At 59.7% G+C, this 17,294-nt stretch carries 15 protein-coding genes; 8 read left to right on the forward strand and 7 right to left on the reverse strand.

What is annotated here, in order from left to right:
• Nucleotides 1–136 precede the first annotated feature (136 nt).
• The gene (xdp1, locus tag AAY24_RS18985) at nt 137–943 is read left to right on the forward strand and encodes an exosortase-dependent surface protein XDP1 (protein ID WP_199930395.1); all 807 of its coding nucleotides are present in this window, start codon (nt 137–139) and stop codon (nt 941–943) included.
• A gap of 428 nt (nt 944–1,371) precedes the next feature.
• Here the strand turns inward: xdp1 and mgtE are convergent, their stop codons facing one another.
• The 4 genes from mgtE to AAY24_RS15245 all read right to left on the reverse strand — a co-directional run bounded on the left by mgtE (nt 1,372) and on the right by AAY24_RS15245 (nt 5,805).
• Nucleotides 1,372–2,739 carry a magnesium transporter gene (gene mgtE, locus AAY24_RS15230; protein WP_046860405.1) on the reverse strand — a complete coding sequence of 456 codons (1,368 nt, stop codon included), beginning with the start codon at nt 2,737–2,739 and terminating at the stop codon, nt 1,372–1,374.
• Nucleotides 2,740–2,851: 112 nt separating this feature from the next.
• Nucleotides 2,852–3,949 (reverse strand): cation diffusion facilitator family transporter, encoded by a 1,098-nt coding sequence (locus tag AAY24_RS15235; protein ID WP_046860406.1) that lies wholly within the window; start codon nt 3,947–3,949, stop codon nt 2,852–2,854.
• 5 nt (nt 3,950–3,954) lie between these two features.
• Nucleotides 3,955–5,283 carry an amino-acid N-acetyltransferase gene (gene argA, locus AAY24_RS15240; protein ID WP_046860407.1) on the reverse strand — a complete coding sequence of 443 codons (1,329 nt, stop codon included), beginning with the start codon at nt 5,281–5,283 and terminating at the stop codon, nt 3,955–3,957.
• Nucleotides 5,284–5,526: 243 nt separating this feature from the next.
• Complete coding sequence (locus AAY24_RS15245; protein WP_046860408.1) at nt 5,527–5,805, reverse strand: hypothetical protein; 279 nt, start codon at nt 5,803–5,805, stop codon at nt 5,527–5,529.
• Between the two features lie 209 nt (nt 5,806–6,014).
• Here AAY24_RS15245 and AAY24_RS15250 point away from each other — a divergent pair, with 209 nt between their 5' ends.
• The gene (locus AAY24_RS15250) at nt 6,015–6,881 is read left to right on the forward strand and encodes a LysR family transcriptional regulator (protein WP_046860409.1); all 867 of its coding nucleotides are present in this window, start codon (nt 6,015–6,017) and stop codon (nt 6,879–6,881) included.
• A 75-nt stretch (nt 6,882–6,956) separates the two neighbouring features.
• The gene (locus AAY24_RS15255; RefSeq protein WP_052761271.1) at nt 6,957–7,406 is read left to right on the forward strand and encodes a DUF192 domain-containing protein; all 450 of its coding nucleotides are present in this window, start codon (nt 6,957–6,959) and stop codon (nt 7,404–7,406) included.
• 31 nt (nt 7,407–7,437) lie between these two features.
• Here AAY24_RS15255 and argE read toward each other — a convergent pair whose 3' ends face one another.
• Together argE and AAY24_RS15265 are read right to left on the reverse strand one after the other, a co-directional pair.
• The gene (gene argE, locus AAY24_RS15260) at nt 7,438–8,583 is read right to left on the reverse strand and encodes an acetylornithine deacetylase (protein ID WP_046860410.1); all 1,146 of its coding nucleotides are present in this window, start codon (nt 8,581–8,583) and stop codon (nt 7,438–7,440) included.
• 99 nt (nt 8,584–8,682) lie between these two features.
• Nucleotides 8,683–9,261 carry a TetR/AcrR family transcriptional regulator gene (locus AAY24_RS15265; protein WP_046860411.1) on the reverse strand — a complete coding sequence of 193 codons (579 nt, stop codon included), beginning with the start codon at nt 9,259–9,261 and terminating at the stop codon, nt 8,683–8,685.
• 102 nt (nt 9,262–9,363) lie between these two features.
• Between AAY24_RS15265 and AAY24_RS15270 the strand changes: the two genes are divergently transcribed.
• Entirely contained in the window at nt 9,364–10,446 is a 1,083-nt protein-coding gene (locus AAY24_RS15270) for a PQQ-dependent sugar dehydrogenase (RefSeq protein WP_046860412.1), read from the forward strand.
• A 90-nt stretch (nt 10,447–10,536) separates the two neighbouring features.
• Entirely contained in the window at nt 10,537–12,387 is a 1,851-nt protein-coding gene (gene ilvD / locus AAY24_RS15275; protein ID WP_046860413.1) for a dihydroxy-acid dehydratase, read from the forward strand.
• 93 nt (nt 12,388–12,480) lie between these two features.
• Here ilvD and AAY24_RS15280 read toward each other — a convergent pair whose 3' ends face one another.
• The gene (locus tag AAY24_RS15280) at nt 12,481–13,149 is read right to left on the reverse strand and encodes a TIGR04211 family SH3 domain-containing protein (protein WP_046860414.1); all 669 of its coding nucleotides are present in this window, start codon (nt 13,147–13,149) and stop codon (nt 12,481–12,483) included.
• 515 nt (nt 13,150–13,664) lie between these two features.
• Between AAY24_RS15280 and typA the strand changes: the two genes are divergently transcribed.
• The 3 genes from typA to hisB all read left to right on the forward strand — a co-directional run bounded on the left by typA (nt 13,665) and on the right by hisB (nt 17,288).
• Nucleotides 13,665–15,485, forward strand: a complete 1,821-nt coding sequence (typA, locus tag AAY24_RS15285; protein ID WP_046860415.1) for a translational GTPase TypA — start codon at nt 13,665–13,667, stop codon at nt 15,483–15,485.
• 365 nt (nt 15,486–15,850) lie between these two features.
• Nucleotides 15,851–16,288, forward strand: coding sequence for a D-aminoacyl-tRNA deacylase (gene dtd, locus AAY24_RS15290; protein WP_046860416.1), 438 nt, complete (start codon nt 15,851–15,853; stop codon nt 16,286–16,288).
• A 409-nt stretch (nt 16,289–16,697) separates the two neighbouring features.
• The gene (hisB, locus tag AAY24_RS15295) at nt 16,698–17,288 is read left to right on the forward strand and encodes an imidazoleglycerol-phosphate dehydratase HisB (protein ID WP_046860417.1); all 591 of its coding nucleotides are present in this window, start codon (nt 16,698–16,700) and stop codon (nt 17,286–17,288) included.
• The last annotated feature ends 6 nt before the right edge of the window (nt 17,289–17,294 follow it).

Genomic DNA, 17,294 nt, shown 5'->3' on the forward strand with positions numbered 1-17,294 from the left:
CTTACTGTGACAGATGTAACTGTTTGAATTAAAAGTGCAATAAAATATGGCATATAGATTGCTTGTGTGTATTGCAAAGGGCTGGCGGGGGAGTTTAGGCCAAGCCCAACAATTCGCAACAAATCAGGTTGGACAGATGAAAAACAGAACAAGCATTATGAAGAGTTCAATTCTTGGATTGCTGGCCCTGGTGGTCTCCGGTTCTGCAATGGCTGACTGGTCCTGGAGTTTTAACAGCTCGTACTCCGGTAATAGCAACGGCATGACCTTCAGTGGCAGCGGCGGAGCGCCCAGTGTCACGGCTACCGCCTGGTCCAATGCAAATTACGCATCGAGTGCATCAAGCAATTACGGTACGGGTAACCTGGTACAACGGTCGCTTAAGCGGTATTCCGGTGGCTTGGGGGTGGAAAGCTCTGATGATATAGGGAAGGGGAGCCCGGAGCACGCGATGGATAACGAGTATCGCATCGACTCCATCCTGTTGGATTTTGGCGGAACCGCAGTGACCCTGAATCAGCTCAGAATAGGTTGGTACCAGTACGATTCCGACTTTTCCATGGCGGCCTACACCGGCGGCGGTAGCACCAACCTCTCCAGCATGGAGTACAGTGACCTGACCAGCAATGGTTGGACCACCGTAGGTAGTTACTACAACAACGGCAGCGGAACGGCGTCGGTCAACAGTGGCGAAGTGGCTTCCAGTTACTGGTTGATCAGTGCGCTTAACCCGTTTCTTGGCGGGACCAGCAGCTCAGGTTCTTACGCTAATGACTTCTTCAAGTTGAAAAGCGTTGCCGGATTTGCCGCTCCCCCACCACCGCCCAGCACCTCTGTGCCGGAACCTTCAACCCTGCTGTTGCTGGGTGGCGCGCTCCTGATCATGACCATGCGTGCCCGAAAGGCAGGCCAGGGAGATTCAGGTCTTGCACTGCAGGCCTAAATAAAAAATATAGAAGCACTGCTTGCGAAGCTACCCGGAAAGGGTTGTCGGATTGATCCGGCAACCCTTTTTTTATCGGGGAACCGGTCTCCCGCACTTCCCGTTACATCACTCTGATCAGTAAAACAGGGTGACAGGGTTGGCCAAGAAGAGGTTTTTGGGGGCTTTTGACCACAAAAGCGCCTCGCTGACGGCCGTCAGGCGATGTCAAATTCCCTGCCCATATACCCGGCTGATTTGAGAACTTTTTTGCTGGCCGGAGTTTGCTGGTTCTTACCACCTGAGCCGTCGTTGTGCAGGGGCCGAGATTGGGCCTCAGGGTGGTTAATGCCCCAGATGGCTGGTTGGCGTTGTGGTGCCGGAATGGCTACTGCCCGGCGGTGCTGTACAGCGTGGCGAGGGGCTGCGGCCGGAAGTTGTTTTCCGCGTTACAGCAGGAACAGGGTGGCCAGTCCCAGGAAACTGAGAAAGCCGATGATATCGGTGATGGTGGTGAGAACAACCGCCCCGGAGAGGGCCGGATCCATACCCCAGCGGTTCAGCAACAGGGGGATGGCGATACCCGCCAGGGCTGCAGCCAGCAGATTGAGCACCATGGCGGCGCCGATGATGATGGCGATGCCCGGTTCACCAAACCAGAAATAGGTGATCAGGGCGACCACCAGTGCCCAGACCGCGCCATTCACGCCACCCACCAGCAACTCTTTGATGGTCAGCCAGCGCACATTGGCGCTGGCGATCTGGTTCAGGGCCAGGCCGCGGATAGTCAGGGTCAGGGTCTGGCTGCCGGCGATGCCGCCCATACTGGCCACAATCGGCATCAGTACCGCCAGCGCCACGATCTGGCTCAGGGCCGCTTCAAAGCGGCCGATCACCCAGGCCGCCGCGAACACGGTGATCAGGTTTATTCCCAGCCACAGGCCCCGGCGCCGGGCGCTGGGCAGCACGGGGGCGTACATATCCTCCTCTTCATTCAGGCCGGCGCTGCGCAACAGGGTGCGGTCGGACTCTTCCCGGATCACGTCCACAATATCGTCAATGGTGATGCGCCCCAGCAGTTTGCCCGCGTCATCCAGCACGGCCACCGAGATCAGGTCGCGGCGTTCGAACAGGTTGGCCACTTCATGCTCGCTGAGATCGGCCCGCACGGTTACCGCTTCCGGTTGCATGACCTGTTCCACCATGATGTCCGGATTACTGATCAGCAGATCGGCCACATCCAGCTTGCCCAGGTAGAGCCCTTCACCTGCATCGTCGATCACCATCAAACTGTCGGTATGGGGCGGCAGCGTTTCATGGCGGCGCAACCAGCGCAGTACCACTGCGATAGTGACGTCCTTGCGCACGCTGATCACATCGGTGCTCATCAGGCGGCCGGCGCTTCCCTCTTCATAGTTGAGTACGTTGTCGAGCCGTTTCCGGTGGTCCGCATCCAGGGCCAGCAGCAGGTGGTTGGTCAGATCCTCGGGCAGTTCATCAATAAACTCGGCCAGGTCCTCCGGGGCCATGGAGCCGGCCGCTGCCACCAGTTCACCCTGGTCCATCTCGTCCACGATGGTGGTGCGCGCCTCATCGTGCAGAAAGGAGAGCACCTCGCTCTCCTGGGCGACCGGCACCACTTCCCACAATTCGCTGCGCTGTTCCGGGGGCAGCGACTCCAGCAGGCTGGCCACGTCGGCCGGATGGGTGGTCAACAGGGTCTGGGCCAGTGCCTCCTGGCGACCGGTCTCCAGGTCGGCGATGACCTGATCCAGTAACTGGGTCTGGGATGGGGTTGTTTCGTTTTCGCTGGTCATGGCTCGGGCTTCTTGTCGGGCTGCGCGGAAACAGCGAGGCGCATCCGTCTGTCAACAGAGGGTGGTCTACAGAGTGTAGCGGGTCCGGATAATCACGGACCCGGGATCAGCTTCAGGAGGGAGGTTTGCTGGGCTGGCTGAGGCCTTCCACTTCGAGTGTGATGTGGCTGACCCGGGGGAGCTGGCTTTTTATCGCTGCCTCCAGTTCATCTATGATCTCTTCGGTGCGCAGCAGGCTGACAATCACGGCTGCTCTGGCGGCCGCATAGCAGTGCTGTTGGGTATCTTCTCTCTGCTCGGCCGGGAGCTGTTCCAGAATGGCGTTACGTTCCGCCTCAATGCGTTCATACAGTCCCGGAATCACCGCCTCCTCGCGCAGTTCCACCTCGGCCACCAGGATGGTGTGGGTCTCGTCGATGATAATGGAGCGCAGATCGTGACAGCGTTCCACCTGCTGGTGCGACTCGGCGACCTCCATGAACAGCTTTTCCGCCTCGTTGTCCCGCATATCGGCCAGAAAGCGCATATTGGTGAAACCGAGGTAGAAGGCGATCATGCCGAGCATGACGGCGATCAGGGCGGAAAAGCTGACGTCCCAGATACCGTTGCCGGTCAGGGCGGAGAGGCCGACGCCCAGCGCTGCAAACACCAGGCCCAGCATGGCGACCGAATCCTCCAGTACCACCGCCACCAAAGTCGGGTCGTCTGCCACAAGCAGATATCGGAACGGATTTCTGACTCCGGCGCCGCGCATCTTCTGCAGGAATGTTTTGAGGGCCACCAGGAAGGAGTAACCCTCCAGCAGAAAGGCGATGGCCAGCACCGCCAGGTTAATCCAGAGCGGGTTCAGCGTAACGCCTAAAAAGACGGTCGGTTCCACCGGAGTCGGATGCCCCAGGTCATGCCAGGAGTGCCAGGCGTGGGCCAGTCCGAGACCGGAACCGATGGAGAACAGGCCGATAGCGCTCCATAGGTTCCACAGGTATTTTTTCTGGCCATGTCCGAAGGCGTAGAGCTGGTCGGCCGGTCTTGTCCCTTCCCGCAGACCCAGCAGCAGGAACAGCTGGTTGAGGGTATCCATCAGGGAGTGAACCGCCTCGTTCATCATGGCGGCTGAACCACTGATCAGGGCGGCGATGAACTTGATTACAGTGACAATGCCGTTGGAGACAATAGCCGTCAGTACCGCTGTTCTGGAACCGTGTGCCATCCTGTTCAGAGCCCCTTGATGAAGACTTTCGAATTTCGTTGATAGTTGTACAGCTGCTGTCTGGCCATGGGCAGGCTGCTGACCGGAGTGGGGACAAAACCCCGTTCCCGGAACCAGTGGGCGGTCTGGGTGGTGAGTACGAACAGCCGGTTGATACCGGCGGCCCGGGCCCGTTTCTCCATATGCTGGAGCAGGGCGTCGCCCCGCCCGCTGTTGCGGTAATCCGGATGCACTGCGACGCCGGCCAGTTCGCCGATCTGCTCCTCGGGATAGGGGTGCAGGGAGGCGCAGCCGATGATGGTGCCGTCCAGCTCCACCACGGTGAATCTGTCTATCTCGGTCTCCAGCAGATCCCGGGAGCGGCGCACCAGGGTGCCGTTGGCTTCCAGCGGGCCGAGCAGTTCCAGGATACCGCCGATGTCGTCGATACGTGCGCCACGGATCTCTTCGTAAGGCTCTGCTGTCAGCATGGTGCCGACACCGTCCCGGGTAAACAGCTCCTTGAGCAGGGCGCCGTTCATCTGGCGCCCGATCAGGTGGGTCCGTTTGACCCCACCCCGGCAGGCTTTGATTGCGCAGTTCAACTGCTGGACCAACTCCTCCGGCAGGCTCCGGCGCCGCTGTATGATCGCCTCTACCTCGCGGGGGATCACATTGGTCAGCACCCTGCCACGGGTGTCGGTGACCCCCTTACCCTCGATCAGCATGATCAGCTTGTCGGCACCCAGGGCGATAGCCACGGCACTGGCCACATCGGCGGCGCCGAGATTGAACACCTCCCCGGTGGGTGAGTAGCCCAGCGAGGGAACCAGGGCGATGGCGCCTGCATCCACCACCCGCTGGATCGCCTCCGCATCGATGCGCCGCACCATGCCGGTATGGCCGTAATCGACGCCGTCATGGATGCCGATCGGCTGTGCGGTGACAAAATTGCCCGACACCACCCGGATGTTCACCCCCGCCATGGGTGAATTGGCCAGCCCCATAGAGAGACGCGCCTCGATCTCTACCCGCACCGCACCGGTCGCATCCTTGACACAGGCCAGTGCCGCTTCGTCGGTAACCCGCAGGCCGTTGATGTATTGCATTTCGGTCTGGTGCAGCCCGAGTCGCTCTTCGATCTGCGGGCGTGCGCCGTGCACCAGTACCAGTCTGATGCCCAGTCCGTGCAGCAGGGAGATGTCGTGGATCAGGTCGGCGAAACTCTCCTCGGCGACCGCTTCACCGCCAAACAGAATAACCACCGTCTTGCCGCGATGGGCATGGATATAGGGTGACGCATTGCGAAACCAGTCGACGAAAGGATCAGGCCTGTTTTTACTTCTGTTTGTCACGCATTTGTTCCCGATGGATCAACGTCCGGGGTGGCGCTTTCAGATTCCCCGGTCTGAAGCTCCTAACTGTAAACCGCATTCGGGAATAATTCGAGCGTTAAGCCGCAAAAACGGCTGATTGAGCGGGTTACAGGCCCGTAAAAAGGGCTGTAGTGATCAGATAATCAGCGTGAAGCAGAGTGGGTGCAGTCCGCCGCCGGGGCCGTGAGTGGACCTGATGGACTGGCGGGGAACGTCTCGGGATCAGCTGTCGTGGGGGGAGATTTTGTCCAGCAGATCCTGGCCGATGTTGCCCAGGTAGGCGTAGCTGCGCAGGGCTAGCAATCCGAGAAATAGTATCCACCAGTTCCAGAAGGCGAGGCCGGCAACGATCAGTGTCACGGCGGCAATAAATGAGCCGATCAGCGTCCAGAAATAGATGATTATGCCGAAGCCGTCATAACCGGTGAACAGGTTATGCAGGCGCTGTTCAACTGTCTGGGCAGCTTTCCGGGTGATCAGCGGGGATGGTTTATGGGACACGGTCTGTTGCTCCTCTCTCTGTCGCGGTCGACCCGTTTTGCCGGGGGTGCTATGTCCGGATTACCGGCACCAACCGGGCAGTGTTCTCTGGCGGTTGTACTAGGCACTTTATAGCGGGAGTATAGATTACACAAACGATAAATAATTAAGGTTAATATAACATTTGGTTGTTTTAACCCGTTTTAAGACCCCGCTTATGGAGCGTGCTGATGGATATTGAACTGGCCCGTACTTTCTTGAAGGTGGTGGATACCGGCAGCTTCATCCGGGCAGCCAGGACCCTGCATGTGACCCAGGCGGCCGTAAGTCGCAGAATCCGTACCCTGGAGGCGTACCTGGGCTGTGCTCTCTTTGTGCGCAACAGGGCCGGTGCGGTATTGACCCCCAGTGGCCGGCGCTTTCTCCGGCATGCCGCCAACATGGTGCAGACCCTGGAGCGGGCACGGCATGAGATTGGTGTGGCGCGGGAGTTCAATGGCTCCCTGACTATTGGTGGTCGCTTCGGTCTGTGGGATGGGCTGCTGTTGCGGCTGCTGGAAGAGATGCGTGGAGAGCGATCCGATATCCAGATCCGTGCCGAGATCGGTTTTGAGGAGGGGTTGATGCAGGCGCTGGTGGACGGCAGCCTGGATATCGCCATTATGTACACGCCCCAGAACCGTCCGGCCCTGCGGGTCGAGCGGCTGCTGGAGGAGGAGCTGGTACTGGTGGCCAGCGGGCCCGGGTCGGCGACAACGCCCGATCCGGACCGCTATATTCACGTCGATTGGGGGCCGGAGTTCCTGGCCCAGTTGAGTGGCAGTCTGCCGACCCTGAGCAGTCCCCGACTGATTGTCGGTATCAGCTGGCTGGCGCTGCAACTGATCATGAGCGAAGGCGGGTCCGGCTATTTCCCCCGTCGCCTGGTGCAGGATCTGATCGGGCAGGAGCGGCTGTACCGGGTGGCTGATGCCCCCAGTTTCCAGCTGCCGGCTTATGTGGTCTATCCCGAATCGGCTAAGAATCCACTGATAACACCCACCTTGGCCCTGCTGCACCGGGTGGCGGATCGGGCGATGGCCGGGACGGAGAGATGATTGTTTTCTGGCCGCGTCGGAGACTACAATCCCGGTCAATGTCTGGTTGACCGGTCTGATGGGGCCGAAACGGCGATGCCTGAACCAAATAGATCCCGCCTATATCTGCTTGCACTCCTGCTGGTTAACTTGCTGGCCGGATGCCGGGAAGTTGACCGGATAACCGTCCAGGTGAATGGGGTCGATGCCCAGGTAGAGGTGGCGGCCACCCCCGACAGCCGCCAGCTTGGTCTGATGTACCGGCAGCAGCTGGGGGATGACGAGGGTTTGCTGATGATCTTTGCGGAGCCCAAGGAGGTCAGCCTCTGGATGCTCAACACCCCCCTGCCGCTGGATGTGGGGTTTTTCGATCAGCAGGGAGTTCTGCGCTCGGTACTCCCCATGCAGCCGGATGGGGGGGAGCGGCTCTATCATTCACCGCCCGGGACGCTTTACGCCCTGGAGATGAAGCAGGGATGGTTTGAGCGCAACGCCTTGCAACCCGGGGCCAGCCTGCGGCTGCCCTATGCCATCACCGGCGAGTGAGGCGTTTTGCCTGATTCTGCCGATCGCCAGCTCACAGACAGAAACGACGGATCAGGCCCTGCAGCAGGTTGATCATCGGCTGGATACGCTCCAGCCCGATAAACTCGTTTGGCTGATGGGCCTGGTCGATATCCCCCGGTCCGAGAATCAGGGTCTCCATGCCCAGCTGTTGCAGATAGGGGCCCTCGGTACCAAAGGCAACGGAGCCGGCGCTGTGGCCGGTCAGCTGCTCGGCAATCTGGACAATCTGGCTGTTGGCGGCGGTCTCCATGGGGGGGATGCCGGGGAAAGGGGTGATGATCTCCAGGGTCAGTTCGCTATTGTCCAGCAACTGCTCCAGCCGTTGCGTCAGCTCGTTACGCAGCGCCTCCAGCGGCATGCCCGGCAGGGGGCGGAGATCGATCTGCAGTTCGCAACTGGCGCAGATCCGGTTGGGATTGTCCCCGCCATGGATGTGCCCGAGATTGAGGGTCGGTACCTGTACTTCAAACAGTGGATTGTTGTGGCGCGCCTGCAGTTCGTCCCGCCAGGCCAGGATGTTGCCGATCACCCGGTACATCCCCTCCAGGGCGTTCACCCCCAGGGCCGGGTTACTGGAGTGGCCTGAGCGCCCCTGCAGGCGGATGATCTCCATGGTGATTCCCTTGTGCATGCGTACCGGCTTGAGGCCGGTCGGCTCGCCGATTACCGCGTAGCGGCCCAGCCGGCGGTTGGTATCCAGCAGGGACTGGGCACCACACATGTTGCTCTCTTCATCCGCCGTGGCCAGCAGGGTCAGGGGGTGTTTCAGCTGCGCAAGGTCCAGCTCCCGCACCGCCTCCAGCACCAGGGCGAAGAACGCCTTCATGTCCGAGGTGCCCAATCCGTACAGTCGGTTGTCCCGCTCCACCAGTCGGAACGGATCGCTCTGCCAGCGCTGTTGATCATAGGGGACCGTATCGGTATGGCCGGACAGCACCAACCCGCCAGGCCCCCGGCCGGCACTGGCGATCAGGTTGAACTTGTTCTGTTGGCCCGGTATCGGTACCACCTCCACCTGAAATCCGGCACTGCGACACCAGTCGGCCAGATGCTGGATCACCTGCTCATTGGATTGATCCCACTGGGGACTGATACTGCTCACCGAGGGGGCGGCAATCAGCTGTTGAATCATCGGTATCAGGGCGGGTGTGGACATAGACTCTCTGGTGGCTCGGGTATAAGTTAAAGGCTGTAACAGGATCGCTACGCCAGGCAGTCGGCGGGCTTAGCTGCTGCACCCTCCGGGTGGCCGTTATCAGGCGTAACGGTCCAGATTCTCCAGCCAGCGGTTGATCTCCTTGGTACCCCGTTCCAGAAAACCGGGATCCTGGTAGACCTGGGCAATCACGATAATACCCTGACCTCTGGCCATCAGCTCCAGGGAGAGTTCCCGAGCCTCTTCCGGGTAACCCATCTGGGCGAACTGTTTGGCCAGCCACTGCTGGAACAGGTCGAACAGCTGTTTGGCGTCATTTTTCAGCTCCGGTTGATCCTTTGCCAGCTCCACATTGAGTGATCCCATCGGGCAGCCGGAACGGAGCAGGGCGGGGGTGCTGTCATACATGATCTGCACGAACCGCTCCAGTCGATCAAGCGGGGTCTTGATGCTTTTTTCCCACTCCGACAGCATCAGCCGAGTGGTCTCCATACGGTGTTTGATGACCGCCCGCAGCATATCCTCCTTGGTCTTGAAATAGTAGTAGATGTTGCCCCGCGGCACTTCCGCTTCGTCCACCACGTCGGTGAAGGAGGTGCGGTTGTAGCCTTTGCGGTAGAAGAGCTGATTGGCGGCGTCGATGATCCGTTGCTGGGTGCGTTCGCTTTTGGTAGCCATAGTATTGACGAGTGCTCAAGTTGTGGTTTGGATTATAGTCCTAAATTTTTGTCGGAAATGGAATCTACTATGCTAATTAATTATGCATGATGGCGGGGTTGAATGATGCGACTGATAACAATCACCGGACTGCTGCTGTTGGCCGGCTTTGCCGAGGCGAAAGGTTTGCCGGAGATCCGGCTGCCGGACGGGTTTCGGATCGAGGTGGCGATTGACGGCGTGCCGGATGCCCGCTCCATGGCGTTGGGTGATCAGGGCACCCTGTTTATCGGGACACGTCGCTCGGGACGGGTCTATGCGGTGACCGATCGGGATGGCGATGGCCGTTTCGATCCGCCCCGGGTTCTGTTGCACGGGCTGCGTATGCCGAACGGCATCGCCTACCGTGATGGGGCGCTCTATGTGGCGGAGAATCACCGTATTGTCCGCTACGACCGGATCGAGCAGCAGTTGGATCAGCCGCCTGAAGCGGTCGTGCTGGCCCGACTTCCCAGTGAGACACACCATGGCTGGCGCTATCTGGCCTTCGGTCCCGGCGACCGGCTCTACGTGGCCATTGGCGCGCCCTGCAATAGCTGTAGTGAGCCGGGATACGGCACCATTATCCGCATGCGGGCGGATGGTAGTGAACGGCAGGTGATGGCGGAGGGGGTACGCAATTCGGTCGGTTTTGACTGGCAGCCCGATAGCGGGGTGCTCTGGTTCAGTGACAATGGCCGCGACTGGCTGGGTGACGATCTGCCCGCCGATGAGCTCAACCGTGCCCCGGAGCCCGGGCTGCACTTTGGCTATCCCTACTGTCACGCCGGTGATCTCCCCGATCCGGAGTATGGCGCACAACGTGCCTGTAGTGAATTCACGCCGCCGGCACTGAAACTGGGAGCTCACGTGGCTGCGTTGGGTGTGCGCTTCTACAGCGGCGAACAGTTCCCGGCCGATTACCGCGGTCAACTGTTTATCGCCGAGCATGGCTCCTGGAACCGGACTGTGCCGGACGGTTATCGCATCGGCCTGGCCCGCATTGAGGGGGATCGGGTCATCGACTACAGCCTGTTTGCCGAGGGCTGGCTCAGTGCGGACGGGGTGAGTGGCCGGCCGGTGGATCTGCTGGTGATGCCGGATGGCGCGCTACTGGTGTCGGATGATCATGCCGGGGTGGTCTACCGTATCACCTATACTCCCTGATCTCCCTTGCCATGCGGCCGGGGGTGTCGACCGGGTCCAAATGGTGGATAATCGGGCCAGATATTTACCGAAATTCAGTTGGAGAAGAGCATGCCCAAATACCGTTCCCGTACTACTACCCATGGACGCAACATGGCCGGAGCCCGCGCCCTGTGGCGCGCCACCGGCATGACCGACGGGGATTTCGACAAACCGATCATCGCCGTGGTCAATTCATTCACCCAGTTCGTACCGGGCCATGTCCACCTGAAGGACATGGGCCAGCTGGTGGCGCGGGAGATCGAAAAGGCCGGCGGCGTGGCCAAGGAGTTCAACACCATCGCAGTGGATGACGGTATCGCCATGGGCCACGGTGGCATGCTCTACTCGCTGCCGTCGCGGGATATTATTGCCGACTCCGTGGAGTACATGGTCAACGCCCACTGTGCCGACGCCATGGTCTGCATCTCCAACTGCGATAAGATCACTCCGGGCATGCTGATGGCCGCCCTGCGGTTGAATATTCCCGCGGTGTTTGTCTCTGGAGGTCCCATGGAGTCAGGTAAAACCCGCCTGCATGGCAAGGATCTGAAGCTGGATCTGGTGGACGCCATGGTGATGGCGGTGGATGACAGCGAGTCGGACGACGACGTAGCCGCCATCGAGCGTTCCGCCTGTCCCACCTGCGGCTCCTGTTCCGGCATGTTCACCGCCAACTCCATGAACTGTCTGACCGAGGCGTTGGGATTGAGCCTGCCGGGCAACGGCTCCCTGCTGGCCACCCATGCGGACCGGCGCGAGCTGTTCCTGGAAGCGGGCCGGCTGGCGGTGGATATCGCCCGCCGCTATTACGAACAGGACGAGGAGGCGGTGCTGCCCCGCTCCATCGCCAGTTTCGAGTCGTTCGAAAATGCCATGTGTCTGGATATCGCCATGGGCGGCTCCACCAACACCGTATTGCATCTGCTGGCCGCTGCCCATGAGGCCGAGGTGGATTTCACCATGGCCGATATTGACCGGCTGTCGCGCAAGGTGCCCCACCTGAGCAAAGTGGCCCCCTCCACCCAGCAGTACCACATGGAGGATGTGCACCGTGCCGGGGGTGTGCTAGCGATTCTGGGTGAACTGGAGAAAGCCGGTTTGATCCACACCGATGCCGGCAATGTGCACAGCGGCACCCTGGGACAGGCGATCGAGAAGTGGGATATCGGCCGCAGTGAGGATGAAACAGCACGCTCCCGCTATCTGGCTGGGCCGGGTGGTATCCCGACCCAGACCGCATTCAGCCAGTCGACCCGCTGGCCGGACCTGGATCTGGACCGGGCCGGTGGCTGTATCCGGGATATTGAACACGCCTACAGTCAGGATGGCGGACTGGCGGTGCTGTACGGCAACCTGGCGGAAGCCGGCTGCATTGTCAAAACCGCCGGCGTGGATGAGTCGATACTCAAGTTCAGTGGTCCGGCGCGTATCTTCGAGAGCCAGGAGGCCGCCGTGGAGGCGATTCTGGGGGATAAGATCCAGGCCGGTGACGTGGTGCTGATCCGCTACGAGGGACCAAAAGGCGGACCGGGTATGCAGGAGATGCTCTACCCCACCAGTTATCTGAAATCGAAGGGATTGGGCAAGGCGTGCGCCCTGATTACCGATGGTCGTTTCTCCGGCGGCACCTCGGGCCTCTCCATTGGTCACTGCTCACCGGAAGCGGCCGAGGGGGGAACCATCGGGCTGGTGCAGGAGGGGGATCGGATCGAGATCGATATCCCCGGTCGTACCATCCAACTGGCGGTAAGCGAAGAGGAGCTGGCGGCCCGCCGTGAGGCGATGAATGCCAAAGGGGATCTGGCCTGGAAGCCGGTGAACCGGGAGCGGGTGGTATCCAAGGCGTTGCAGGCCTATGCCGCCCTGACCACCAGTGCCGCCCGCGGCGCGGTGCGGGACCTGGATCAGTTGAAGCGCTGAGAAGGGATTTTTCGCCAGTAAATCAAACGCGGCGCCCGATCGGGCGCCGCACGGGATCACAGCATCCGCTACCGGATGCTTTCAGGTCGGCTGTTACAGTGAACCCCAGGAGCTCTTGCGTTTGCGCACCCGCAGACTCGGCAGGATCAGTCCCAGGATAATACCGCCCACCACCACACCGCCGCCGATCAGGAACCAGCGCTGGGCGCTGTCATTACCCAGCTCCCGATTGGCCTGTTTGAGCTCTTCCGCTTCCCGGGTCAGGGTGGCCACCTGTTTGCGTAACTCGTTGCGCTCGTTGGAGATTCTGACTGCGTTGGCCGCCGTGCGTTTGATGGCCTGCAGTTCGTCGTCCAGTGCCGCCTTTTCCCGCTGCAGTCTCTTGTGTTCGCCCTCCAGGCTCTTGTAGGCGTCCTGCAGTTTGCTCAGTTTGGCGCTTAACAGTTCCGGCGCCTCCTGCAACTCCGCCAGTTTTGCTTCCGCCGCCACCAGGCGGTCACGGGCGCTGGGGATACTCATCAGTTGACGGGTCAGAATGAAGCCAGTGGTTCCGTCCCGGGTTTTCACCTTTGAGTAGCCGTTGTCCGGATTGCTGCTGATCAGTTCCAGCTGGTAGCCGCTGGGCAGCATGCGGATGATCTTGTGGGAAGAACTCTCTCCAGAGCGCAGGGTGACTTTAAACTGATCCGTTACATAACGGGATTCAGCCTGCAGGTTTGCCGCCGCACACAGCAACAGCAAAAGAATCAGGATCTTTTTCACAGGTACCTCGGATTTGGGGTGGGGATTTTTTCAGGCATTCTTTCAGATCGACTCCAATCTGTCCAAGCCGGAGATCACATATTTTTTCCCGTTCAGACTGTTTTCAGGCCTGTTATACACATCGGCGTGGTGTCCATATCTTAGATGAAAAATGATGTCAATAGTCCGGTGTTCGTTTTTTGGTGATTTGTTAAGTCATTGAAAATATTGAAAATAACAAACTGTATGAAAAATTATCAATTTAACCAAAGCACAGTATTCTTGGGGGTTTGGGCGGTTTTCCCCTAATTTGTCCACAAAGTTATCCACAGGTTCTGTGAATAACCGGCAAACCGCTTTTATGACAAGCGGATGTCACTTCTGTTGCATGCTTTTCTTCATAAAAGGTTCATAACTCACTGACATGTAATGTGAAGCGGAGAAAAATCATCCTCTCCATAATGATAGATGAGCCACGCGACGTTAAGTTGTATATAATGCGCCGCCTTTATTCCATCTTGGTTCCGGTCCCACACATGAAACAGTTACGTAATATCGCCATCATCGCCCACGTCGATCATGGAAAAACAACTCTGGTCGACCAGCTCTTGCAGCAGTCGGGCACACTCGGTGAGCGGTTTGGTCCGGTTGAACGCCTGATGGACTCCAACGACCTGGAGAAGGAGCGGGGTATCACCATCCTCTCCAAGAACACCTCGATCACCTGGAATGACTACCGGATCAATATAGTTGATACCCCTGGACATGCCGATTTCGGCGGCGAAGTGGAGCGGGTACTCTCCATGGTCGACTCGGTGCTGCTGCTGGTGGATGCGGTGGAAGGACCGATGCCCCAGACCCGGTTTGTGACCCAGAAGGCGTTTCAGCACGGTCTGAAACCGATTGTAGTGGTGAACAAGATCGACCGGGAGGGCGCCCGCCCGGACTGGGTGATTGACCAGACCTTTGAGTTGTTCGACCGCCTGGGTGCCAGCGACGAGCAGCTCGATTTTCCCATTATCTACGCCTCCGCCATCAACGGTTATGCGAGTCTCGACAGTGATGCGCGGGAAGGGGATATGACCCCGCTGTTCGAGGCCATTGTGGACAACTGCCGTGCCCCGGATGTGGATCCGGATGCACCGTTCCAGATGCAGGTCACCACCCTGGCCTACAACAGCTACGTGGGGGCCATTGCGGTTGGGCGCATCACCCGGGGCACGGTACGGCGTAACATGCCGATCACCCTGATCACCCGGGATGGCGATGAGCGGAAGGAGAAGATCGGCAAGGTGTTCGGTTTCATCGGGCTAGAGCGGGTTGAAGTGGATAGCGCCACGGCCGGCGACATTATCGCCCTGTCCGGCATTGCCGCGCCGAACGTATCCGATACCCTGTGTGACCCGGAACATCCGGAGATCATGCCTGCCCTGACGGTGGATGAACCGACGGTAAACATGACCTTTCAGGTCAACACCTCCCCCTTTGCCGGCAAGGAGGGCAAGTACCTCACCTCCCGGCAGTTGAAAGAGCGGTTGGAGCGGGAGTTGATCCACAACGTGGCGCTGCGGGTGGAAGAGGGCACCGATCCGGAGAAATTCCGGGTGTCCGGCCGTGGCGAACTGCATCTCTCTATTCTGCTGGAGACCATGCGTCGGGAAGGGTACGAATTGGCCGTCTCCCGGCCGGAAGTGATCTTCCGGGAAGTGGATGGGGAGGTGTGTGAACCGTATGAGCAGCTCACGGTGGACGTGGAAGAGGATCACCAGGGCGGCATAATGGAGGCCCTGGGCAGCCGTAAGGGCGATCTGCAGGACATGGTGCCCGATGGCAAGGGCAGAGTGCGACTGGACTATATTATTCCGTCACGGGGGCTGATCGGGTTCCAGACAGAGTTCATGACCCTGACCTCCGGTTCCGGCCTCATCTACCATGTATTTGATCACTATGGCCCGGCCCAGCACGGGGGGATTGCGCCACGCACCAACGGGGTGATGATCGCCAACTCCACCGGCAAGGCGCTCGGTTATGCGCTGTTCAATCTGCAGGAGCGGGGCCGTCTGTTCATCGAACATGGCCAGTCAGTCTATGAGGGCCAGGTGATCGGCATCCATTCCCGGGCCAACGACCTGACGGTCAATCCGCTGAAGGGCAAGCAGTTGACCAATATCCGGGCCGCCGGCAGTGATGAGAATATCGTGCTGACGCCGCCGGTACGATTCTCCCTGGAGCAGGCACTGGAATTTATCGAGAGTGATGAGTTGGTGGAGGTGACGCCCAGCGCGATTCGCATCCGCAAGCGGCATCTGAAGGAGCACGAGCGCAAGCGGGCTTCCCGGGATACCAAATCGGACTGAGCAGGTCGCGCGCTCCACTGCGGGCACCTCATGTCGTACAGGCCGCTGATTGGGTGGAGTCAGGTCGGCGACCGGCCGCCGCGATATCGACCGGGCAATAAAAAACCCCGCCAGCTGTCCGTGCTGTCGGGGTATGTCGCCGGGCTTGGTTGGCAAAGGGTTCCAGTCCTTGGAATCGTCCGTGAAGTGTAGTGCCGGTCCGTTGGCTTCCGTTGTTTGGCGACAGCTATAGATTGCCACTATCGCCTCGACAGTACTGTGAGTCGAATCCCGGTGCCGTGTAGGAATAATCTGAATATTGGCGCCCGGCCTCCGGGACATCCACTTTTGTCGGCTGCCAGCGTCATCCAACAGCAGGAGGGAGTGTGATCGGATTGCTACAAAGGGTCTCGGCTGCCCATGTGGATATCGCCGGCCAACGGGTCGGGGAGATCGCTCGGGGCCTGCTGGTACTGGTGGGGGTTGAGCGCCAGGATAGTGAACAGCAGGCGGACAGGCTGCTGGAGCGACTGCTCGGTTACCGGGTGTTTCCGGACGCCGACGGACGTATGAACCTGAGTCTCCGGGATATTGACGGCGGTCTGCTGCTGGTACCCCAGTTCACCCTGGCGGCGGATACCCGCAAAGGGACCCGGCCCGGTTTTTCCACGGCGGCCGATCCGGAAACGGGCGCGCAGCTGTTCCAGTACCTGTGCGAACAGGCCGATTCAAAACATGCGCCGGTTGCCCTGGGGCAGTTTGGTGCGGATATGCAGGTGGGTCTGGTTAACGATGGCCCGGTCACCTTCTGGTTGCAGGTCTGAATATCGGTCCTCCCCAGTCTCGGCCCCCTCGGCAATATGTTCCGACATGGCATACCACCGCCATCCCTGGCCTCGGCTCTGGCCTCCTGCTTCGCCCTACCTCCTCCATCCCTGGAGTCGTCCGCGGCATAAGTCCATCCTTGGCAAAGCCGCTCCCGGCCATCCCTGGCCTCGGCTCTGGCCTCCTGCTTCGCTCTACCTCCTCCATCCCTGGAGTTGTTCGCGGCATAAGTCCATCCTTGGCAAAGCCGCTCCCGGCCATCCCTGGCCTTCGCGGCATAAGTCCATCCTTGGACAAAACAGGCATTTCCCATAGAATGGCCAATTGGCTGTCGTGATGTGAGTGAGCCCCGTGTCCCGATGGGGCCGTCCATCCCTGGACCTGAATTGAACCCGCTGGAGTCGACCCATGCAGCGTCAAGCTGAAATCGAACGCAATACCCTGGAGACCCAGATCCGGGTCAGTCTGAACCTGGACGGGCGTGGTGAATCGCGCCTGGAGACCGGCATGCCGTTTCTGGAGCACATGCTGGATCAGGTGGCCCGGCATGGCCTGATCGATCTTGAAGTTATCGCCAAGGGTGATCTGCACATTGATGGGCACCACACGGCGGAGGATATCGGTATCAGTATCGGCCAGGCGATTGCCCAGGCGGTGGGTGATAAAAAGGGCATCCGCCGTTACGGTCACGCCTATGTCCCGCTGGATGAGGCGCTCAGCCGGGTGGTACTCGATTTCTCCGGTCGACCCGGTCTGGAGTTCGGGGTGACCTTTCCCCGCGCTATGATTGGGGCGTTCGATACCGACCTGTTCTACGAGTTTTTCCAGGGCTTTGTGAATCACGCCGGGGTGACCCTGCACGTGGATAATCTGCGTGGCCGTAACAGCCACCATATTGCTGAAACCGTTTTCAAGGCATTTGGCCGGGCGCTGCGCATGGCGCTGGAACCCGACCCGCGCATGGCAGGGGTCATTCCGTCCACCAAGGGCAGCCTTTAACCTTAC

The sequence above is a fragment of the Sedimenticola thiotaurini genome (assembly GCF_001007875.1).
Lineage (GTDB): Bacteria > Pseudomonadota > Gammaproteobacteria > Chromatiales > Chromatiaceae > Sedimenticola > Sedimenticola thiotaurini.